Raw genomic sequence first — 22560 nt, forward strand, 5'->3', positions numbered from 1 at the left:
GTCGGCTTTGCGCCGGGATGACAATATCTGTAACTCGAAAAAACAAGGTAATCTGCGCCATCGCAGGGAGAACGCGTTTTTTCGGGAGCAGGCATGACACATTTTACGGGCACTGCAAAATCAATTCGCCTGATTGGCGGGGCCCGGGTCCTGGACTTCATCAATACCACCAATGGGCGTCGCCCCGGCACTTCGCTCAAGGTCATGGAAGAACGGCTCACCAGTTTTCAGTTCTTCTTTGAATGGGCCTTGCATGCGTCGTTGATCTCGGCCCGGGAGTTCGATGACTACAAGCCGATGGTGTTTGAGTCATCGATGGCCTACCAACCGAACCTCGACGCGATCATTGCGTTCAGGGAATGCCTGTACGCAGTGTTTTATCCGTTGTCCTTGCAAGCTGCCGCGCCCGACCACGCCTTGCAGCAGATCAACGAGGCCTTCCAGCAAGGCGCAGCACGGCGGGTGCTGCGTTCTGTCGAGGGCAAACCTGCCTGGGCGTGGATGCCTTGCACCACGGCGCAGGAGCTCACGGCCATGGTGCTGGGCCGCCTGGCCATCGAGGCCACGCAATTGCTGGTATCCGGTGATCTGCACGCATTGCGCAGTTGCAGCGCTACCGACTGCGACTGGGTGTTCCTGGATATCTCCAAGAACAAACAGCGCAAGTGGTGCCAGATGAGCGTGTGCGGCAGCCGGGAGAAACTCAGCCGGCTCAGACAGGTGGGTGGCAAAACGGCGCATTGAGGGCCTATGGCGAGTAGCAATTGCCCTGCTTAATAGGAAGCATTACTATTCACGCCCCGCCTCCCCAGTGCTCCCGCGATGATCCCTCAGCCGCCCCGCAGACCAGGCTTTTTCGAACACTACGAAGAGTTGATCGGGACCTGGACGCGCCGCCTGAGAAACCGCCAGCAGGCCGAAGACCTGGCCCATGACACTTTCGTGCGGGTGCTGGAGGCAAAATCCTCCGAGGTCGAGCAACCTCGCGCCTATCTGCATCAAACAGCGCGCAATATTGCCGTAGACGCCTTTCGACGCGAAGACCGTCGCGAGGCCATGACCCTGGAAGCCTTTGATCAGCGTTCGCCGCACACCGGCGACCCGGAACATTTCATGCACGCGATCCAGTTGGCGGACTCTATCGAGCGAGCCTTGGCCGAGCTGCCGCTCAATTGCCGCAGGATTTTCATCTGGCAGAAAATCGAGGGCCTGACCCAGCAGGAAATCGCCGACCGCCTGGGTCTGTCTAAAAACATGGTGGAAAAGTATATGATCCGCACCCTGCGGCATCTGCGCGACCGCCTGGACGCGATGGCGCCATGATCGCCCGCTCTGAAACAGGATCATCCATGATGGATAACCGTGCCCGAGACGAAGCCGCGCAATGGTTTGTGCGCCTGCAAGACGCCGAATTGAATGCTGCCGAACGCCAGCGTTTCGACGCATGGCGCACTGAGCATCCCGATCACCAGTATGAGTTCGATGTATTGCAGGGCGTGTGGAGCGCCGCTGACTTGCTGCCCAACGCCCGCCTGCAGGCGCTGTGCGAAGCGCCCGCGGAACGTCCCAGGCGCCGAGCCATCCTGCGTTATGCGGTGGCCGCCAGTGTGGTTGCAGTCGCGCTGGGGCTGGGCCTGTTCAGCGGGCTGGATCATCCCAAGCCCTACAGCGCCGAGTTCAGTACGCGTCTGGGGGAACATCGCCAGGTGGCCTTGCCCGACGGTTCGGTGATGGACCTCAATAGCCGCAGCATCGTCACGGTGCATTACGAAAAAGGTCGGCGTGGCGTCGAGATCAAGCAGGGCGAAGCGATGTTCAGCGTCGAACATGACACCAGCAGGCCCTTTGTCGTGGCGGCCGGGGCAGGGCAGGTGACCGTGACCGGCACGCGATTCGATGTGCGCCGCGATGACGACCAGACCCGCGTCATGGTCGAAGCCGGCACCGTGAAAGTACAAGGCCGTGCGCCGGACAAGATGGTGACGCTGACAGCGGGCCTGGGCAGCCATGTCGACAACCAGGGGCGGGTAGCCGCGGCCTACGCGGTGAACACCGAAGAATTGACCGCCTGGCGTACCGGCAAACTGGTCTTCAACAACGCTTCGCTGGGCGAAGTGGCCCGGGAAGTCTCGCGTTATCGGGAGCAACCGCTGCGGGTCAGCACGCCGGCCGTGGGCAACCTGCGCCTGACCAGCGTATTCAAGTCCAACGACACCGATGCCTTGCTCAAGGCGTTACCGCACATCCTGCCGGTAGCCTTGCGCACCTTGCCGGACGGCAGCCAGGAAATTATTTCACGCTGACATTCAGGTTTTTTTCGAGTTCTTCGTCTTCTCCTGCAACTGCAACTGGTTTGCATTAACAGCCGCACACTCTTGCGATCACAGGACTAGGTTCGACGTGAAAAAACTCGCCGTGAACAACAATAAAATCTCCCGCTGGGCGCCGCTGGCCCTGGCGCTTGCGGTCAGTGCCGCGCTGCCTGTGGCCTACGCCGCCGAGGCTATCCACATCAAGGCCCAGTCCCTGGGCACAGCGCTGAGCCAGTTGGGCCAGCAGACGTCCCTGCAAGTGTTCTTCAGCCCCGAACTGGTTGCGGGCAAGCAAGCGCCGGCGGTCGACGGCAACCTTTCCCCCGAACAAGCCCTGCGCCAGTTGCTGCAAGGCAGCGGCCTGGACTACCAGATCGATGCCGGCTCCGTGACCCTGCGCCCGCTGAACAGCGGCACCGGTGAAGCCGGCTCGCCGCTGGAACTGGGCGCCACCGATATCAAGGTGGTGGGCGACTGGCTCGGCGACGCCAACGCCGAAGTGGTGCAGAACCACCCCGGCGCACGTACGGTGATCCGCCGCGAAGCCATGGTGGAGCAGGGCGCGATGAACGTCGGCGACGTGCTGCGCCGTGTGCCGGGTGTGCAGGTGCAGGAATCCAACGGCACCGGCGGCAGCGATATTTCCCTCAACGTTGGCGTACGTGGCCTGACGTCGCGCCTGTCGCCACGTTCCACCGTGTTGATCGACGGTGTACCGGCAGCGTTCGCGCCGTACGGTCAACCGCAATTGTCGATGGCGCCGATATCCGCCGGTAACCTGGACAGTATCGACGTGGTGCGCGGTGCCGGTTCCGTACGCTACGGGCCCCAAAACGTCGGCGGCGTAATCAACTTCGTGACCCGCGCCATCCCCGAGAAATTCTCCGGTGAAGTCGGCACCACCCTGCAAACCTCCGCCCATGGCGGCTGGAAGCACATCGACAATGCATTTATCGGCGGCACCGCCGACAACGGCATCGGCGCCGCCTTGCTGTACTCCGGGGTCAATGGCAACGGTTACCGCAACAGCAACAATTCCAACGACATCGACGACGTGATCTTCAAGACCCACTGGGCGCCGACCGATCAGGACGACTTCTCGCTCAACTTCCATTACTACGACGCCAGCGCCGACATGCCCGGCGGCCTGACGCAGAAGCAGTTCGACGCCAACCCGTACCAATCGGTACGCGACTGGGACAACTTCAGCGGGCGCCGCAAGGACGTATCGTTCAAGTACATCCGCCAGATCGACGACCGTACCCAGGCCGAGGTGCTGACCTATTACTCCGACAGCTTTCGCGGCAGCAACATCGCCAACCGTGACCTGAAGACCCTCGGTTCCTACCCGCGCACCTACTACACCTTCGGCATCGAGCCACGCGTCTCCCGTGTATTCGATGTAGGCCCGAGCACCCAGGAAGTCAGCCTGGGCTATCGCTACCTCAAGGAAGGCATGCATGAGCAGGCGACCAGCCTGAATCTGGTCAACAATGTACCGACGCCGGGCGGACAGAGTGACGGCCATGTCTATCAGGATCGCACCGGGGGTACCGAGGCCAACGCGTTCTACATCGATAACAAGATCGATATCGGCAAGTGGACGGTGACTCCGGGGATCCGTTTCGAAGATATCCGCACCGAATGGCACGACCGTCCGGTGATCGCGTTGAACGGCACCCGCACCCAGGAAAAACGCCGCGAAGTCCACAACAACGAACCGCTGCCTGCATTGAGCGTGATGTACCACGTCTCCGACGCCTGGAAACTGTTCGCCAACTACGAGACCTCCTTTGGCAGCCTGCAGTACTTCCAACTGGGCCAGGGCGGCACCGGCGACCAGACCGCCAACGGCCTGAACCCGGAAAAAGCCAAGACCTACGAGGTGGGTACGCGCTACAACGACAATGTCTGGGGCGGTGAGCTGACGTTCTTCTACATCGACTTCTCGGACGAGCTGCAATACGTCAGCAACGACGTGGGCTGGACAAACCTCGGCGCCACCAAGCACACCGGTATCGAAGCCTCGGCGCACTATGACCTGTCGAACCTGGACCCGCGCCTGGATGGCCTGACCGCCAATGCCGGCTTCACCTACACCAAGGCCACGTCCGAAGGTGACGTGCCGTTCAAGGGCCGTGACCTGCCGCTGTATTCCCGTGAGGTGGCCACCTTGGGCCTGCGTTACGACGTCAACCGCTGGACCCATAACCTGGATGTATACGCCCAGTCCGGCCAGCGTGCGCCAGGTACAACCAGCACCTATATCACCCAAGGTACGGCTGACGGCCAGTACGGTGATATTCCGGGCTACGTCTCGGTCAACGTGCGCAGTGGCTATGACTTTGGCGAGCAGTTGTCCAACCTGAAACTGGGCGTTGGTGTGAAAAACGTCTTCGACCAACAGCACTACACCCGTTCCAGTGACAACAATGCTGGACTGTACCTTGGCGAGCCGCGAACGTTCTTTGTACAGGCCAGCGTCGGGTTCTGATCGAAACACTGCCGCTCTTCCTGCCCGGGTTGAGCGGCAAAACCTACCGATAGAGGGGTTTGTTTTTCATGCCTTCAAATGTTCCTCCTACCAGGTTTCTGGAAACTTTCAGCCTTCTCAGGAACCGGCTCCCACAGTTCTGCCACACAGGATAGGCCTGCGTGCGCTGGTTTCCTTGACGACTAATAGAGCCCAAGGACGCTGGAGCAGTGATGTCAGGCGCCTGAATAGACCGAACTGGAGAACAGGAATGTCGGTATCGCCATACAATCACAGCGTCGCCCCTAACCTTGATAATGCCTCTCCGGGGGAAGAAACGCGCAGCAGCGAACGGTCTGCCATCACATCAAGGGCCCTGGTCTCGGCAGGGATCCATTTCGCCTCGCAGTCCAGTCATTGCGGCCCGGTATTCGGTGGCCCGCCGCCGCGCCCACTCCCCGAGAATGTGCGCCCGAACCCAGGCCCACCTCCACGTCCGAACCCTGCGTTGCCGGACCCTTATCTTTCAAAGCAAAGCAACGAGCAATTGGCCCAGGCGCTTTTGAACAGCTATGACGCGTTCAGGGGCCGCTGGCCTTCGCGCTCTGTCACGCGAAAGAGTGTGCAGAAAATGGCCAATCAACCGTTGACCGGTGATCCTGCCAAAGACGCGAATATTCGGTTGGCGAAGGAACTGCTGCGACGTCCTGGGCTGCTGCAAGCGCTCGATCGAAATGGCAGCACCGGTGAACTGAACGGTCGTTTGTCCAAGGACGACATCAAGAGCTTCATTCAGTCCGATAATCCATTGAAATCGAAGGACGATAAGCAACTCGTCCAGGAAATGCTCAACCATTTCAATGAGTTGAAAGGAGGGTATTTCAGTAGCACGATCAAGCTCAGGGACCTTCACGCCCGCGCGATGCAACCATTGACCGGTAACTCCCGCAACGACCATCTCACCCTCCTGGCACGGGAAGTCATGGCGCGCTCGAACCTGATGGCGACTATGGACAACGTTGAAAGCTGGCGGCGCGATGGCAAGATTTCTCGACAGGAACTGAACGCATTGCTTCGTTACACCTGAGGCTGCCCTCTGCTGCACCGCGCAGCAGAGGTTGGTGAGCGCTCGGCGCAGCCCATACAACCCAGTCATGCAAGAGCTGTATGCGAGTGTGTATCACAAAGAAGATATCCATCGGTCATTGCCTGCCGATGGAGCCTTCATCATACCGGACCGGATCTGGACTATGAATTCGACATCTTTTGAATCCCGTCATGCTCAGTACAAAATCTCGACGTTGGCCGCACCTGCGCAGGAGGCGGAAAACCCGAGAGAACCTCTGGGACTCTATCTCACATCCTCGCCCCGGTTCAGCTTCAAGGCGCCCACCGCGGAAGATTTTGACAAAGGCTCTCGAGCCCTCATGGAAGAGTCGACCCCCGGTTCGGTTATTTCAATGTTTTCCAGTCTTTGGAACAAGTTGGTCCGCCGCTAGGCCTTGCAGTTTCACATCGACACAATTTTTTAGGGCATGGAGGCTCGACAAGGTGAACTGGTTACAAACGCTCAAGATTCATTCGGGTATATGCGGCGTTTTGGACGGCGGTCTTCGGAACCATCGTTTTCTCGGAGCCACTCAACCAGAGCTTGTGCCACGTTGATTTCAAGGTGTTTTCGAGGATCAGTCGACCAAGGCACGGGTTACGTAATCTAGATAGGGTGGAGGTTAATCATGGTCGGTAGTGTCAATAACTATTTGCAGTCGATAGTGTCAAGTACACTGAATACTTCTTCGGCAGGCGCGGGGCGGCGCACGGGCAACGGTCAGGCTCGCGATGCAATCGATACGCGTGCGCTGGGCAAGCCGCTGCCGGCGGCGCCGTCATTCGGCGCCAGTTTTTTGAATGGCGCCTCAAGGCACTTTGACGGTCAGAATTTGTATGGCGGCATGACGAAGGCCGGCAACCCCTTTGTCAGTTCAGACGACCACCTGTTGGCGACGGACCTGAAGAACAACCTGTCATTACTGGACGCGTTCAAGAAAGATGGTCAGTTGACCCAGGCTTCCTTGCTGGAGATAGCTAAAGAGGAACCCAGCAGCAGTAAGGTCTCGGAGCGCACCATCATGTTGGCGCGAGAGATACTCAACCGTCCTCGGCTGAACGAAGCTATCTTGGAAAAGGGCGGTAAGATCACGCATGACAGCCTCGGCAAAGCGGCCGACTTGCAGGTTGGCAACACCAACCCCAACACCCAAAGCGCGGACCCGTTCCATGCGAAGACCGATGCGCAGGTCGTCCAGATTTTCAGGGGCATGTTTGACGATTTACGCGACAAGTCGGAAGACCGGACGTTCTTCTTCGAAAAACATCGATACGTGAAAAAAGACACGATCATCGAAATGAGCAAGGACCCAGACCAAACCGATAAGAACGGTGAGCCTTTACGAGATGCGCGTACTGGGTTTCCTTTAAAGAAATACAGCGAGCAACAGGTATACCTTGCCAAGAATCTTATGGAGAGGCCAGGGTTGATGGCCTCTCTAGACAGTTCCAAAGCCAATGGTCACAACATTTTCGGCAGCCATAACGACGATGGATGGTTGAAAAACTACAGCCTTGATCGCTGGCTGAAAAACGACAAGGAAGAAAAAGGGCGATAGGCCCTGCAGGCGAGCATGAGCGGTTTGAAATACTCAAACGGCCCATGCCGCTTCGCTCTCATACCCGCAGTATTTTCCCACTGATTGCCACCACCGCCAGCAACATACCGACCAACAGGAAGGCGGTTGCCAGGCTGCTGCCGTGGGCGATGAAGCCGATCACGGCCGGCCCGGCCAATATCCCGGCATAGCCCAGGGTAGTGATGGCCGGTACGGCAATATGTTCTGGCATGACAGTCTGTTTACCGACGGCTGTGTACAGCACCGGAACAATATTGGAGCAACCGGCGCCTATCAATGTGTAACCCAGCAAGGCCATTTCCCAGGCGGGGGACAGGGTAGCCAGGAATGTGCCGGCGGCCGCAAGTGCACCGCCGCCCACAATCACCCGGGTAGCACCCAGCCGGCGCACGATGGAATCTCCGGTCAATCGTCCGACCGTCATGGTCAGGGCAAAGGCTGCGTAACCCAGACCTGCATAGGCTTCATCGAGGCCGCGCTCGGCACTGAGAAACACCGCGCTCCAGTCAAGTACCGCACCTTCTGCCAGGAACACGATAAAGCACAGGCAACCGATGAACAGCACCACACCGTGAGGTACGGCAAACGCCGGGCCCGAACTCTCACTGCCGTAAGGCAGCAGATGCGGCGCGGCCTTGAGCAGTGCTGCCAATGTGATGACAATCACCACCAGGGTCGCCTGCAACGGCGACAGGCCCAGCCCGAGCAGACCCGAGACACCCGCTGCACCGACGATCCCTCCCAGGCTGAACAGCCCATGAAAGCCCGACATCATGGTTTTGCCGCTGGCGCGTTCAACGATCACCGCCTGCAAGTTGACCGTGGAATCCACCGTGCCCAGGCCGGCACCGAACAGGAACAACCCAGCCATCAGCAGCGGAATCGAACTGACCGTCGCCAGCAGCGGCAATGCCAGGCAGATCATGATCGTCCCGGCGCTCAGTACGCGTCGGCAGCCGAAACGTGAGGCCAATGCACCCGCGGCGGGCATGGCGATGATCGAACCGACCCCCAGGCACAGCAGCAACAGCCCCAGCGTGCCCTCGCTCAGACCGGCGCGAGCCTTGGCATACGGTACCAGCGGCGCCCAGGCCGCGATGCCGAAGCCGGCAATGAAGAAGGCGATACGGGTCGACATTTGCTCCAGCCGCCCGGGAACCACGGGCGCTGAGGTGGGGATGGCAGTCATGAAAAATCCTTGGTTTTGCGTTCAACGAACGATGTCCGGCGCGACATCCTTGCACATCAGGCCTTGGTGTGCGAGCCGGGTTCCGTTGGGATTCGGGCTGCCTTGAATTTTATTTTTACAAGCTGGAACGCCAGGGCGGGTTGCAGCCACATAAGTCGTATCGAGTTTGTAGGAGGCGGTCTGGAAGGTGTGTAATCCCTGCGGGAACGATTGAACCCCAGGGTTCTCGCGGTGGATTACCACCTTCCAGGCCGCTTCTGAAACTGCGTCAGGCGGGTGGTGTGCAACGGCGGGATCCCACACAATCGAGCAACTCCTTTTTTGCGATCAGCGCATACCTCGGTGGATGACCTCATGACTCTGTTCTACGACGCTCGCGGCAATATCTATGGTGTGGTCAGCCCGGCTTCATTGAGCAGCAAGGGCATTAATGTACCCGAGAGCGCTGAGTGTGCCGCGCGCACTCGTGGTGCCTGGGCAGCGTCGGCCGTCGCCTCGGAATGCAGTTGGGGCTTGTTGCCGCGTCCGGTCGATGGCAAGGCCCACCGTTGTGATGGTCTGCTGGTGGGGCCGTTTCAGGACGAGCCGCCGTTCGACCTGTTGATCGTTAACACCGACGGCACTCTGGCCGAGCGCAGCGGCAATGGGTTGACGATTTTCGCCCAGGCCCTCACCGACCGGGGCTTGATGACCGAAGCCTGCGAGTTACGGGTGCATCACGACAAATCGGATGCGGTCTCGCCAGTCGCCACTCGGGTGGAGCCAGCCGTTCGTGACGACGTCGCAGGGTTCTGGCTTGACCTCGGAGTGCCCGCCTTCGGACCTGCGGCGGTGGGCGCGCAGGGGGTTGGCCAGGTGTTTCAGGAGGGCACTGAACTGAGCCATGTCACCGAGCTGGCGGCGATCAGTCCACAGTGGGCTGCCAGTCAATTCGTGCGGGTGGGCAACCCCCATTGTGTGACGCTGGTCCAGCAGCTCTCGACGTTGCCGGACAACGCACAGATGCTGCTGCCAAACCTGTTCCAGCCCTTGAAGGCGATCGCCTTCGCGCCCCCTGCGGGCGGTGGCCTGCCTTGTGAGGCGGGGGTCAACTTGCAATGGGCGGCGCGCCAGCCTGGCAACCGGGTCATAGCGCGGGTGTTCGAGCGCGGTGAGGGGCCGACCGCGTCTTCCGGCACCAGTGCCAGCGCCGTCGCCTGCGCGGCATGGCGTGCGGGCTGGGTCGAGAGCGGTGATGTCGCGGTGGTGATGCCGGGTGGCGTTGCGCCGGTACGCTTGCACACCCAGGGCGAGACGCTGCTCGGCGTCAGTCTGTTCGGGACCGCACGGCTGCAGGCCTGAGGTTTTTTAACGGCTGACGCTGTGATTCAGTGTCGGCTGTTTCTTTGTCAGTTAGTTGTTATTAAGAAGGTTGATGTAGGGCATTTCTTATTGTTAAGAAGTGGAGCATTGACTCGTTTTATTATTTTGTAAAAGACACTTCCAACTTCTTTGTACGAATCTTCTTTTTTATTTTAAAACAGCCGATTTTCGCCCGTAATCGCTAAGCTTTGAGGCGTTCAGGGGCTTTTTCTCGGCAGTTTATTCGCACACTTAACGAGGCAAAGCATTCCTGCGTGCTCATTCATTTATGGCGGGTAACAACGGATGGTTAACGCGTTTGTTTCGTCACGTTTCAAACTGATTCTTCCCTGCATGGAAACGGACTTTCAGGTGCTGGCATTCAACGGCCGCGAGCGCCTTGACCAGCCTTTTTTCATCCAGGTGCAGGTGGTGAGTGAAAATCCTTCCCTTGACCTCGAGAGGTTGCTCCATCAACCCGCCTACCTGGATTTCGGAATGGGCGAAGGGCTGCATGGTCAGGTTTACGCAATCGGCCGGGACGACCCTGGCCGGCGCATCACGCTCTACCACCTGACCCTGGCACCGCGCCTGGCCTACCTTGCACACCGGCGCGACCAGCGGATCTTCCAGCAACGCAGCGTGCCGCAGATTATCGCGGCGGTGCTTGAGCGGCATGGCATCCTGGCGGACGCCCATGCATTCGAGCTTGGTCCCGTGGTGTATCCGCCACGCACGTTCTGTGTGCAGTATGCGGAGAGCGACCTGCACTTCATCCAGCGGCTGTGTGAAGAGGAGGGCATTCATTACCATTTCCGTCACAGCGCGGATGCCCATCTGCTGGTGTTCGGTGATGACCAGACGGTGTTTCGCCGTTTGCCCCAGCAACGCTATTGCCCTGCTGGCGGGCCGCAAGCCGCTACGCAGGTCGTCCAGCGTTTTGATGTGCGCCTGGCCACGCGCACCCAGAAGACGGTGCGTCGCGATCATGACTTCGAACAACCTTCATTGCTGCTGCAGGACTGCGCCGGCTCGGCGCCGGCGCAACCTCTCGAGGACTATCGTTACCCAGCGGGATTCACGGGTCATGCCCGGGGCAAGCGCTTGGCGCGGCGGGGCTTGGAGCGTCACCAGCGCGACCGTCTTCGCGCATTGGGCCGCAGTGATCAACCGGCGCTGCGCAGTGGGCATTTCCTTGACTTGCGCGATCACCCCGATCCGTCCTGCAATGACTTGTGGCTGATCACCTCGGTGCGTCACGAAGGTCATCAGCCGCAGGTGCTGGAGGAGGCGACGCCCACGACTGATGGCTTCCAGGGGTATCGCAATCGCTTCACCGCGACGCCTTGGCAAGCGGTGCATCGACCGCCCCTCAAACATTCCAAGCCGACCATCCATGGCAGCCAGACCGCAACGGTGACCGGGCCGCCGGGGGAAGACGTGCATTGTGACGCCTATGGCCGGGTAAAGGTGCGCTTCCACTGGGACCGCCTGGACAAGGCGGATGATAAAAGCAGTTGCTGGGTTCGGGTTGCATCCGGATGGGCCGGTGACGGGTTCGGTACGACGATGATCCCGCGTGTGGGCATGGAAGTGCTGGTGACCTTCCTTGAAGGGGACCCGGACCAGCCGTTGATCAACGGTTGCCTGCCCAACGCGTCGCACCGGCCGGCCTACCCCTTGCCGCAGCACAAGACCCGCAGCGTCTTGCGCACCCGCAGTACGCAGGGGGGCGAGGGCGCCAACGAGTTGTACCTGGAGGATCGTCGTGGCGAGGAGCTCATTTACCTTCGTGCACAGCGGGACCTGGAGCAGCAGGTCTGCCATGACAGTCGGTTGGAAGTGGCGGGGGAGCGACGGGAAGTCATTCATGGATTGAGTACGGCTCACCTGGCCAGCGAGGAGCATCGTCACATCACCGGCGATCGCAGGATCGTGCTCAAGGCGAGCGACTACCTCGATGTACAAGGTGACAGCCGGACCCATGTGGGGCAGACCCTGATCCTGGAGGCCGGGCAGCAGTTTCATCTCAAGTCCGGTGCCAGCCTGGTGATCGACGCCGGGGCGCAACTGAGCCTCAAGGCGGGGGGCGAGCATCTGGTCATCCAGGCCGGCGGCATCTTCAGCAGTCGCCCCGTTACCCTGGGTGGAGCGCCGTCCGTCACCCTGGCGGCGAATGCCTCGGCAGCGATCGACACACCCAGGATCTCCCTGGTGCAAGGCAGCCTCATGAACCTGGCCAAGCAATTGGGGGCCGATTACTGCCCGGTGTGCGAGCGCTGCCGTGAAGGACGGTGTGAACTGCCAGGGAGGGCCGCTTGATGCCAAGCATGCCAGGCCAGTGGATGGACCAACAGCAACAGCGGGGACGGCGACTGTGCTTGATCCTTGAAGGGCAGAGCGACGCGCGCGCACCGCTGCTGGAGGTACGCGACTTGCCGGCGTACCGCAGTGTTTACGCCGAGACTGCCGTAGCGGAGTTGGCGGCAGAAGGCCCATTGATTGTGCTGCTGGGCCCGCTGAACGAGCACGCTTTGCTTGGCCTATTGCAGCAACCCGAGACGAACTGGGGCTGGCTGGGCAGTTTACCCGGCGAAGACCTGACGGCAGTGACTCGACACTGGCGTGACAGGCTGCTGGTGGGCCCTGAAGGCGCGCAATCGCTATACCGTTTCCACGACAACCGTACCCTGGCGCGTGCCCTGGCCCATATGGGTCAGGACCGCTGGCCGGTATTTCTCGGGCCATTGATCAGCGTGTGCTATTGGCACGAAAACCGCTGGCACACGGCTGACAACCAGGCCCCCGGCGAGTATCCGGTGCCGGATCCCGCGCCCTGGCTGGATGCGCCCAACCCAAACGCAGCGGCCATCCTGCACGCCAATATCCTGCGTTACCTGTTGACCGAACACAGTGAGGACCTGGCGACATTGGTGGAATTCCAGGACCCGCGAATCTGGCTGGCACAGGTACTGGAGCAGGCGCGTGCCTGGCAGTGGCAGGGGCCGGAGCAGCTTGAGTTTCTGGTGGTGCGAAGACTGGAAGAGGCGACTCGGAGCAGTGTTTTGCAGTGGCAGCCCAGGGTCGGTGAAGCGCCTGGGGAGCACTTTGAGCGAGTAGTGGAACAGTGGCGATTGATGGGGGGAAAGCATGAGTAGGCGAAGGTGGGCGGGGGTGATGGTGCTGGGGGTACTCGGGCTGACGGGGTGTGGGGGCAAGCCTGTGGATCGATTTACGTTGGAGGTGGATTTGCCGGCGGAGTTTGAACTTAAGACTGCCGCGAATTATCTGCCCGCTACCGGTGAGACCTGCGCTTTGCCGCGACGCAGAGGTAAGCGACCGGAGCGCAAAGTCTTTTTTACTGATTTCAAAGATGCTGCCAGCCGGGTGAGCTATGAACTGCCGCTGAGTGAAAAAATCGAGGGCTGCCCTTCGGTGCTGAGAAGCCTGGAGTTTGAGTTTTATGCGAAGTGGGGCAAACGGGATACGGACGTGGGTGGGAGTTTTGCCGCTATCTCCATTCGAGACCCCTCGGACGCCGATATAAGAGGCATGCCAGTAACGGGAGTTCAGGAGCTGCATAAGCAGTGTCGGTGGTTGTTCCGCACTGTGGGGTTGCAGCACACGATCGTCAAGGTTCTTGCATGCAGTTCATCCGGTGCAACAGTCCCGTTATCCAGACCTGTGCAACGAGATCAACTACCAGGGAAAACGCTCAGGATGGTGCTGACGATGACCAATGAGGAAGAGCCCTATTTTGATAACAACTGGGTCGTTGTTCCAGGTGGATGGAGGCGTTGTAAAGGCAAGGATTTTGAAGATCTGTATGCGTTTTGCAACGGCAATACCACTGACTTCAAACCTATAAAAATGCCGGACGGTCGCAGTTGCGATGTCTACCCATCCTGCAAGTAAGCAAGGAGAAAGTTCATGAACATGGATGCACGCAAGCACGCTTTTTTCAGTGACAGCCAGCCGGCATGCTCATTGCGAGGGCACTGGCTGAGTTTTTGTCTGGTCGATGAACTCGGCGTCGGGACGATTTACGGTGGATTGCCTTACACAGTCCACGACAGTGCAGGGCAACAGTACAAGGGCAGGCTGAATGGAGAGGGCTTCGCCCAGTTAGCCAATATTTACTGCGGTCCTGTAATCCTGGTTTTTGACGAGCCGTATTCAGGAACAGAACCGTTGTATCAGAGCCTGATGTCGCGCCAGACTTATAAGCTTCCAATCACCGAGCTTCAGGTTCGTGCTGAGCAAACTCGATTTTCTGCCTCGGATGGTCGGCGCACTGAAAGCAACCCCGCCCAGTTGAAAGCCAGCCGTTTTTACCAGGTTGAAGTCCGTGATCTGGTCCGCCATGTCGCCCACTTGCCACCGATTGCCCAGCGCACTCATCAACCTCGACGACACGCATTGAAAATGCTCGCCGACCTAGGTTTTGGACCGCCCCAATCGACGCTGGTGGGGATCGTGTTGTTTCCCAACCACCATACCGCGCTGGAAGTTCGGCCGCTGCGAGCCTTGCGCCCGTTGATTTCCAGCGAAGACAGCTTTTGTGCCTTGAACCTCTATCAATTGGCATTAATGGCAACCTTGAGCTACTGCAATTTCGGGCAAGAACCCGCTCGAACACCGACAGAGGAGGTTCGATTTCCTTTTGATCCGAGTGTCGGCCATCTATTCGCTGAAAAACTCTCGGGTTTCCACGAGGCATGGCGGGTTGATGCCGAGCAGCAGCAACGCTTCTATCCCGTCTATGAAGACGTCCCTTACTCCCGACGATTCGAGATCCTGCCCTTCGATCCTGAGTTGTACCCTCAGAACCATCCTGAGTGGGCAGAAGAACAAGAACACCCTGCGCGTTTGCATTTTTTCGACGACGAAAAATTCGGCACTGACACCCAGGCTTTCATTACTCACCACGATGAGGTAATTCTGATTGCGGTGCGCGGAACAGCGAGCGCTGCTGACGGGCTACGGGACGCTAATGCTCATCAAGTGGTTTTTCTGGAGGGCGTTGGCAAAGCGCATGAAGGTTTCTATCAAGCCTATCGGGCAATGCGCAACTTCATACTGAGTTACCTCAGACAATTTCACACCAACCAACGAATAATCATCTGCGGCCACAGCCTGGGCGGTGCAATTGCCTTGCTCTTGGCAGAAAGCCTGCGTCGGTCGCCGGGGACCAACTACAACATCCTCCTCTACACCTACGGCGCCCCCCGCGCCGCCGATTCCGAATTCACCGCAGGTGCCTCAACCCTGGTCCACCACCGCATCGTCAACCACAACGACCCCGTCCCCAGCGTCCCGGCCCCATGGATGAACACCACCGCCAAGCTCTGGGTCCCAGGTGCCGTCACGCTGTTCAGCGCCCCCGCGCCGGGTGGGTTGCTGTTCGCCGCCGGCCTGGTACGTTTCGGTGGCAACCCCTACGAGCACCATGGCGAACAATACCATTTCATGCCAATCACGCTCGCGGACGGCACGCATTCTTCGGTGTTGTGGCAACCCGGTTGTGAGTCCATCCAGGAGGCCGGCTGCAACCGGGCGCTGCAACTCAGCGGTGACATGCCTGAACGTGACAACCTGCTCAAGCAGCTGTTCCAGGCCAGCCAGCACTTCATGACCGCCAGCTACATTCCGGCCGCCTGGGCAACACTCCGGCGCTGGCAGCAAACCCAGGAAAGCAATGGGCCCTTGGTAACGCCGAGGGAATTCGAATTGCTCGACCGTGCACTCGAGACCATGCGCGAGCAATTGCGCAACAAGCGTAGGGAATTGACCCGTCTAAGGGCGGCCAACGACCGGGGTTATGAGCATAACGAAGCCTTGAACGCCGAAATCGACCGTTTGCACAGCAGTCGCGAGCGCCTTGCGACTCTGCGTTGGCGCCGTCTGGAAGCCCGTGATGTCTATGGTAGTCATGCCCATGGTGCCCACTTGGCAACGAGCCTCAAGCGCTGGTTCAGCCACCGTGAAAATCGCGAGCTGTCGCAGGTCGCCCGTATCCCTCCCGCTCTGGATAACGACAGGGGGAGGGCACATACGCTGGATATCGACTTGATTGTCTGACCGAGGTGTTTACGCAAACTCTACCTGGGCTGGCCGGCGTGTCATCAACACCTTGCCGTTGCGGATCGAGTACAGCGGCAGGCCCTGGCTGCGGATCACCTCATAGTCGCTGTCCGCCGAGAGGATCAACAGGTTGGCCGGGCGTCCCTGCTCCAGACCGTAGCGGTCACCCAGGGCCATGGCTTTGGCGCTGTTGTCGGTGACCAGGTCGAGGGCGCTTTGCAGGTTGCGATAGCCGAGCATGTGGCAGATGTGCAAACCGGCTTCGAGTACCCGAAGGATGTTGCCGTTGCCCAGTGGGTACCAGGGATCGACGATGGAGTCTTGGCCGAAGCACACATTCATGCCGGCCTCGAGCAGTTCGTTGACCCGGGTGACGCCACGGCGTTTTGGGAAGCTGTCGAAGCGACCTTGCAGGTGAATGCTCTCGGTGGGGCAGGAAACGAAGCTGATACCGGAATGTCCCAGCAGGCGAAAGAGCTTGGCGCAGTAGGCGTTGTCGTAGGAGCCCATGGCGGTGGTGTGGCTGGCAGTGACGCGGGCGCCCATGTCGCGGCTGCGGGCCTCTTCGGCCAGTACTTCGAGAAAGCGCGAATGTGGGTCGTCGGTTTCGTCGCAGTGCACATCCACCAGGCAGCCGGTGCGTTCGGCCAGGTCCATCAGGAACTTCACCGAGCTCACGCCCTGGTCGCGGGTGTATTCAAAGTGCGGGATGCCGCCGATCACATCGGCGCCCAGGCGGATGGCCTCTTCCATCAGTTCGCGGCCATTGCGGTACGACTCGATGCCTTCCTGGGGGAACGCGACGATCTGCAGGTCTATCAGGTGTGTGCTTTCCTCGCGTACTTCCAGCATGGCCTTGAGCGCGGTGAGGTCCGGGTCAGTGACGTCGACGTGGGTGCGTACATGCTGGATACCGTGGGCAGCCAGGGCCTGGATAGTCTTTTTGGCGCGGGTCTTGGTGTCTTCCTGGGTGATGGTGGCCTTGCGTTCGCCCCAGCACTCGATGCCTTCGAACAGGGTGCCGCTCATGTTCCAGCGTGGTTCGCCGGCGGTCAGCGTGGCGTCAAGGTGGATATGCGGTTCGACAAAGGGCGGGATCACCAGGTTGCCGGCGGCGTCCAGGTCCCCCGCGCCCAGGTGCGGTACTGTCGATTGCGCGGTGATACTGGCGATCCGGCCATGTTCCAGGTGCAGATCATGCAGGCCTTCACGGTTGCGCAGGCGGGCGTTGATGATGTGCATGGGCAAGTTCCTCTTGGCTAAAAACAGTCAGGCAGACAGTCGCCAGATCATCAGCGCAATGCCGATGTCCAGGCGATCATATGAATTATCCAGCGTCAGCCCGCACAAGGCTTCGATGCGCTGGACACGGTGTGTCAGGGTGTTGCGGTGCACGGCGAGCCGCTGGGCGGCGGCCACCAGGTTACCATTCTCGTGAAACCAGGCTTCCAGGGTCGGCATCAGGTTGGGGCCATGCTGCGCGTCGTGGCGCAGCAAGGGGCCGAGGCGTTCATGGAGGAATTGATCGAGCAGGGCGCGATCACGCACGCCACTGAGTAACTTGAGTACGCCCAATTCGTCGTACACGCACAGACCGGCGCGCTCGCTGAAACGCCGCGCAGCCGCCAGTGCCTGGCGTGCTTCATCCTGCGCCTGGGCCAGGCGTGCCGGTGGATGCGCGGCGGCGCTGAGGCCGATAAACAATTTGAGCGGCGCCAGTCGCAGATTCAACGGGTTGAGCCAGTTGGCCAGGTGCTGGCGGTTGACCAAGGCGGCGACGGCGTCCGAGGCCGGCAGCAGCAGCGTCCATTGGCCGGCCCGCCCAAGTACCGGCAACCCCGCCGACACCTGGCGCAAGCGCCGGTTGATGGCGTCATGTTGCCGCGCCAGTTGTACCTCGACCGCCGCCGCGTCGCCTTGGGCAAACAGCAACTCACTGCCTTCCAACTGCAGTTGCACCACCTGCCAATGCCCGGCCAACGACAGACCCAACTGTCCGCCACGGTGCAGCAGCAAATCCAGGGACTGATAATCGCCCGTCAGCAAACGCTCCAGCACATCGTCCCGCGAGCGACCCAACTGCTCGGACTGGATCAGCGCCGAACCAATGGCCTGGGTCACCAGCACCATTTTCAGCGAGTAGGGCTGTTCGATCAGCGGCATGCCGGCGGCTTCGGCAGCCTCCAGCAAACGCTGGGGGATCGCCTGGATGTACGCCGGCCCCGTGAGGATCACCAACCCGGCCACCTGACGCTCGCAGGCTTCCTCCAGCAGTTGCATCAAGTTGCCTTCGTCGCGCGGGTGGTTGATCCCGGTGACGAATACCAGCTCGCCGCCCAATACCCACTCGGCAATCCCGCTGTTTTCCGCCACGTAGGGCCAGCGCACGCCGTTCTCCAGGCCGGCCGTGCCGGCGCGCAGGCGCATGGATTCCAGGCCCGGCAGGGCCAGCACATCGGCGATGGTCAGGCTCATGCCTGGGCGTCAACCAAGGGTGCCCGCACGCGCAGCACGGCGGTGAGCGCGATGTAGGTCAGCGACGCGGCCACGATACCCACCAACGGCGCGACCCAGGGCGAGTTGAACGCCAGCACCGTGCCCACCGCGTAGGCCACCAGCCCTGGCCAGTTGAACGCTGGCAGGCGTGCGTCGGCCAGGCGTGGATAGTGGCCGCGATAGCGGTAGAAGAAGTCCGCCATGATCACCCCGCCAATCGGTGGGATCACCGTGCCCAGCAGAATCAGGTACGGCACCAGCATGTCGTACATGCCCAGCAACGCCAGCAGGGTGCCGATCACCGCACCGGCCAGGGTTACGGTCTTGCGGCGTTTGGTGCGCAGCAGATTGCAGCCGGCCACGGCGAAGTTGTAGATGGTGTTGTCCTGGGTGCTCCAGATATTGAGCAGCAACATGGCCATTGCCGCCATGGCAAAGCCTTGCAGCAGCAACACTTCGACCACGTCCGGTTGCTGATAGACGATGGCGCCGTAGGCACCGATCAGCACCATCAAGCCGTTGCCGATAAAAAAACCGATCAGGCTGGCCAGCACCGCCACCTTGGCCGAGCGCGAAAAGCGTGTCCAGTTGGTGGCCTGGGTCGCACCGCTGACAAAGGTGCCGAACACCAGGGTGATTGCCGTGGACAAGTCCAACTCACCGGTAGGCACCACCGCGAGCAGCCCATCCAGCCCGCCAACCTTTACCGTGGCTACCCACATCGACAGAAACAGCAGGATGCCCATGGCCGGCACCGCGATGTAGGACAGAATCTCCAGCCCGCGATAACCAATGTAGGCCGTGGCACAGAACACCAGGCCAAATACCACCATCAACGCCAGCACGCTGCCCTGGCTGAGTTCGAAATACTTGCCCAGCACCACTGCGGCGGTGGCCGTGCCCCAGGCGTACCAGCCGATCTGGGTGAAGCCGAGGATCAAATCGCTGAGCTTGCTGCCCACTTCGCCAAAGCAGAAACGCCCCATCAACACCGAGTTCAGCCCGCTCTTGAACGCGATGTAACCCAGGCCTGCGGCGTAGATGCCCAACAGCAGGTTACCCAGGGCCACGACGCCGAGCATGTCGGTGAAACTGAACGCCACTCCTAGCTTGCCGCCGGCAAACATGGTCGCGGTAAAAAACGTAAAGCCCAACAGCACCATGGCGGTCGACGCCAGGCCTTTGCGCGCATGCATCGGGACTTCGCTAAGGGGGTAATCGTTGCCCGGTTCTTGCTGCGTCATGTGCCTTGCTCCCTGAATGAGTGACGCAGGCCTATTGCACCGTGCGTGCCAAGGCGGCAGCAGTGGCGAGCGCACGATGGGCGCTGTGCACCGTGCACAGTATTTATAGCCAAACAGGGGGCAAATGCCTCGAGAAACGGTCGCAGTGCCCAATCGGGCACGAAAGCGGTGCAGCAGTGATACAAATTGGATCAGTCGAACAGCGTGTGGGTGGTCTCGCCACGATGGAAGGCGAACGCTGCCTCCAGATCACTTTCGATGGTGCGCCCGCGGGACAGCGGCGGCAGCTCGTCCAGGCGGAAAAAACCCACCTCGGTGGTCTCGAAGCCTGCCATCGGTGCCGACTGATCCACGGGGTCGCACAGGAAATACAGCTTGTAGAAATCCCGTACGTCCGGCCGATACAAGCCCTTGGCCTTGTGCGTGACGCTGTACAACGCCCGGGCCGTCACCGTCAGCCCGGCTTCCTCGCGAATTTCCTTGACGATGTTTTCCGCCGCCGACAAGCCGATATCGGCGTAACCGCCTGGTAACGCCCAGCAGCCATCGGTCAATTCGCGCACCAGCAGAATCCGGTCACCCTCAATCACCGCGCCGCGCACGTCGATCATCGGCGTCGAGTAACGCTGGGCGAAGTCGCTGACCAAGCCGGTGATACGCTCCAGGGGCACATTGCCCAGTTGCGCAAGCATGCTGTGGGCAATCTCGGCAATTTCCTCCAGGCGTTCACGCTCGAAATCATCGGTGCAGAAGTGCAGGCCCGTGGAGGCCAATGCCTGCAAGCGTTTGGCCTGGGCCAGCCAGGTGTTTTCCATACATTCCTCATCGGTGTGCGAAAGGCGGGCAGATCGAAGGGTGCAATACCAGGCACAAAAAAACCACCGCGAGGGTGGCTTTTTCCTACCGGAGGCTTATTCGCCGCGATAGATGCAACCGCTGGTGCAGGTCTCGTGGATACGAATCGCACTGAGCTCAGGCAGCAGGGGTTTCAACTCATTCCAGATCCACTTGGCCAGCACTTCGCTGGTGGGATTTTCCAGGCCGGGGATGTCATTGAGGTAGTTGTGGTCGAGGCGTTCGTAGAGCGGCTTGAAAATCGCCTTGATCTCCGAGAAGTCGCGAATCCAGCCGGTATGGGGATCCAGGTCGCCGCTCAGGTGGATCGCCACCTTGAACGAATGCCCATGCAGGCGCCCGCATTTGTGGCCTTCCGGTACGTGGGGCAGGCGGTGGGCGGATTCGAATGTAAACTCTTTGAAGATTTCCACGGTATTTTCAGCTCGGTCAGGTATCTGGCAGCCGGCGAGTTTAACAGCTTGATCCCTCGCCGCGCATACCGTCCCTCTGTACACGCCGGCTTGCCGGCGAATAAAGATTGCCTTTGGCGAGCGGGCTTGCCCCGCGTTGGGCCGCGAAGCAGCCCCAAGACCAGCAGCCGAAGAGTGCCTGACTCACCGCATTCCTCCTTCCAGGGTCGCTTCGCAACCCAACGCGGGACAAGCCCGCTCGCCACAGTCGCAGTGTTCACACTTAATCGGGTGGTCCCCCCCAAACCCCTGCCGGATTCCGGCCCGCGTCTACAGGACCTGCAGTCGCTCGCCCAATCCGCCGTTATCCGCCAGCTCCAGAAACTCATCGCCCAGCCTTCGGCTTTCACTCATCGCGGTCTGCCAGTACTGGTTGCGGCTCGCGTCGTCGCCCATGAAGCGCTTGAAGTCGCTGCGGTCCGGCAATTTGCCGTGGGGCAGGCGGGCCAGGTAGTCCCTGGAGGGAGCCAGCAGCAACACGTCCTGCAAGCCTTGCGGGTTACTGCGTCGCCACGGCAGGCCCTTGTCGAACCAGCCGGGGATGACCCGGTCGGTGAAGTGCGGGTACAGCACGATGTCATCGCCGTGGTAGGGCAGGTCGAGGTGGTAGTCCAGCAGGCCGCCGTCGCGGTAGGTGCCGGCGCCTGCACCCGGCAGGTCGCGCACGCCTTGCATCACCATGGGGATCGACCCCGATGCCAGCAGTGCCTGGCGCAGGTTGCCCAGTTCCAGGGGCAGGAAGCGCGAGGGGAAGTCCTTCAGCGGATGCACCGGTGGCGCCTGGCGCGGGTCGTGGATGATCAGCCGTTCGAAGTGCCGCGACAGCCGTGCGCGGCCGCGCAGGTTATCGGCAATCACCGATGACAGCCCCAGCCCGAGCCGCCCGCGATGGTCGTCGGCCAGCAGGCCGTGGCTCTTGACCACCATGATGTTCAGGCGGTAATCCGGGTTGTCCAGTACCCGTGCATCGCGGCCGACGAGCAAGTCGTCGAGCATGCGCTGGCAGCTCTGGGTGACTTCGGCCATGGTCACGCCTTTGGCAAAACGCTGTTCGTTATACAGGCGGCCCAGGTCCAGCAAGCCTTGCACCGGGTCGGGCAGGCAGGCGCTGGCAAACCGCCAGGAGCCAATCGAGGCCCCGATCAGCGCACGTTCCCGTGGTGCGCGGGGCAGCCAGTCGCCGAACAGCGCCAGGTCCAGGCCCTGGATGCCGAGTGCCTTCGGGCCGCCGGCCGCGCCGGGCAGGATGCCCACCTCGGCAGGCGTGAGGCCTTGTTCACGAATGCGCGCAAAGGCGCGTTTGCCGGCCTTGAGGGTCAAGGCGGGAAACTTGATATGGATGGCTGTCATACCGGTCTCTGTCCGAGCGAGCGGGGCATTATAGAAAATCTCGTGGAATGTGGGGCAAAGGCCTGGGTGAGAATTGC

The 22560-nt window shown here is 60.5% G+C and carries 18 protein-coding genes; 11 read left to right on the plus strand and 7 right to left on the minus strand.

Annotated features, from left to right (window positions below; all coding sequences use genetic code 11):
- The first annotated feature begins 93 nt into the window (after positions 1 to 93).
- The 6 genes from LUU92_RS10165 (at position 94) to LUU92_RS10190 (ending at position 7451) form a co-directional block, all read left to right on the plus strand.
- On the plus strand, positions 94 to 744 hold the full coding sequence (locus LUU92_RS10165) for a CGNR zinc finger domain-containing protein (protein WP_071489705.1): 651 nt from the start codon (positions 94 to 96) through the stop codon (positions 742 to 744).
- 78 nt (positions 745 to 822) lie between these two features.
- Positions 823 to 1323 carry a sigma-70 family RNA polymerase sigma factor gene (locus tag LUU92_RS10170; protein ID WP_102592964.1) on the plus strand — a complete coding sequence of 167 codons (501 nt, stop codon included), beginning with the start codon at positions 823 to 825 and terminating at the stop codon, positions 1321 to 1323.
- Positions 1324 to 1349: 26 nt separating this feature from the next.
- Entirely contained in the window at positions 1350 to 2303 is a 954-nt protein-coding gene (locus tag LUU92_RS10175) for a FecR family protein (protein WP_071489703.1), read from the plus strand.
- Positions 2304 to 2400: 97 nt separating this feature from the next.
- On the plus strand, positions 2401 to 4806 hold the full coding sequence (locus LUU92_RS10180; RefSeq protein ID WP_071489702.1) for a TonB-dependent siderophore receptor: 2406 nt from the start codon (positions 2401 to 2403) through the stop codon (positions 4804 to 4806).
- A 250-nt stretch (positions 4807 to 5056) separates the two neighbouring features.
- A complete protein-coding gene (locus tag LUU92_RS10185) occupies positions 5057 to 5872 on the plus strand; it encodes a hypothetical protein (RefSeq protein WP_257103550.1) in 816 nt (271 codons plus the stop codon).
- Positions 5873 to 6521: 649 nt separating this feature from the next.
- Entirely contained in the window at positions 6522 to 7451 is a 930-nt protein-coding gene (locus tag LUU92_RS10190; protein ID WP_231999489.1) for a hypothetical protein, read from the plus strand.
- 58 nt (positions 7452 to 7509) lie between these two features.
- Here the strand turns inward: LUU92_RS10190 and LUU92_RS10195 are convergent, their stop codons facing one another.
- Positions 7510 to 8661 (minus strand): MFS transporter, encoded by a 1152-nt coding sequence (locus tag LUU92_RS10195; protein ID WP_071489699.1) that lies wholly within the window; start codon positions 8659 to 8661, stop codon positions 7510 to 7512.
- Between the two features lie 354 nt (positions 8662 to 9015).
- On the opposite strand from LUU92_RS10195, the gene LUU92_RS10200 reads away from it, so the two are divergent.
- The 5 genes from LUU92_RS10200 (at position 9016) to LUU92_RS10220 (ending at position 16083) form a co-directional block, all read left to right on the plus strand.
- The gene (locus LUU92_RS10200) at positions 9016 to 10002 is read left to right on the plus strand and encodes a diaminopimelate epimerase (RefSeq protein WP_257103551.1); all 987 of its coding nucleotides are present in this window, start codon (positions 9016 to 9018) and stop codon (positions 10000 to 10002) included.
- A 306-nt stretch (positions 10003 to 10308) separates the two neighbouring features.
- Positions 10309 to 12324 (plus strand): type VI secretion system Vgr family protein, encoded by a 2016-nt coding sequence (locus tag LUU92_RS10205; RefSeq protein WP_257103552.1) that lies wholly within the window; start codon positions 10309 to 10311, stop codon positions 12322 to 12324.
- Positions 12324 to 13160: a DUF4123 domain-containing protein gene (locus LUU92_RS10210; protein WP_222541394.1), complete on the plus strand. Its 837-nt coding sequence runs from the start codon at positions 12324 to 12326 to the stop codon at positions 13158 to 13160. Before LUU92_RS10205 ends, LUU92_RS10210 begins: the two co-directional genes overlap by 1 nt.
- The gene (locus LUU92_RS10215) at positions 13153 to 13917 is read left to right on the plus strand and encodes a hypothetical protein (RefSeq protein WP_371322037.1); all 765 of its coding nucleotides are present in this window, start codon (positions 13153 to 13155) and stop codon (positions 13915 to 13917) included. Before LUU92_RS10210 ends, LUU92_RS10215 begins: the two co-directional genes overlap by 8 nt.
- A 15-nt stretch (positions 13918 to 13932) precedes the next feature.
- On the plus strand, positions 13933 to 16083 hold the full coding sequence (locus LUU92_RS10220) for a lipase family protein (RefSeq protein ID WP_257103553.1): 2151 nt from the start codon (positions 13933 to 13935) through the stop codon (positions 16081 to 16083).
- A 9-nt stretch (positions 16084 to 16092) separates the two neighbouring features.
- Here LUU92_RS10220 and codA read toward each other — a convergent pair whose 3' ends face one another.
- From codA to LUU92_RS10250, 6 genes are all read right to left on the minus strand, one after another.
- Positions 16093 to 17328 (minus strand): cytosine deaminase, encoded by a 1236-nt coding sequence (gene codA, locus LUU92_RS10225; protein ID WP_071489693.1) that lies wholly within the window; start codon positions 17326 to 17328, stop codon positions 16093 to 16095.
- 27 nt (positions 17329 to 17355) lie between these two features.
- Positions 17356 to 18561 carry a PucR family transcriptional regulator gene (locus LUU92_RS10230; RefSeq protein WP_071489692.1) on the minus strand — a complete coding sequence of 402 codons (1206 nt, stop codon included), beginning with the start codon at positions 18559 to 18561 and terminating at the stop codon, positions 17356 to 17358.
- Complete coding sequence (gene codB / locus LUU92_RS10235) at positions 18558 to 19826, minus strand: cytosine permease (RefSeq protein WP_071489691.1); 1269 nt, start codon at positions 19824 to 19826, stop codon at positions 18558 to 18560. Before codB ends, LUU92_RS10230 begins: the two co-directional genes overlap by 4 nt.
- Positions 19827 to 20017: 191 nt before the next feature.
- Positions 20018 to 20641: an NUDIX hydrolase gene (locus LUU92_RS10240; RefSeq protein WP_257103554.1), complete on the minus strand. Its 624-nt coding sequence runs from the start codon at positions 20639 to 20641 to the stop codon at positions 20018 to 20020.
- Positions 20642 to 20737: 96 nt separating this feature from the next.
- A complete protein-coding gene (gene queD, locus LUU92_RS10245) occupies positions 20738 to 21094 on the minus strand; it encodes a 6-carboxytetrahydropterin synthase QueD (protein ID WP_003190259.1) in 357 nt (118 codons plus the stop codon).
- Between the two features lie 309 nt (positions 21095 to 21403).
- Complete coding sequence (locus LUU92_RS10250) at positions 21404 to 22483, minus strand: patatin-like phospholipase domain-containing protein (protein WP_071489689.1); 1080 nt, start codon at positions 22481 to 22483, stop codon at positions 21404 to 21406.
- Positions 22484 to 22560: the final 77 nt, after the last annotated feature.

Source organism: Pseudomonas extremorientalis (assembly GCF_024584605.1).
In the GTDB taxonomy this organism is placed as follows: Bacteria; Pseudomonadota; Gammaproteobacteria; order Pseudomonadales; family Pseudomonadaceae; genus Aquipseudomonas; species Aquipseudomonas extremorientalis.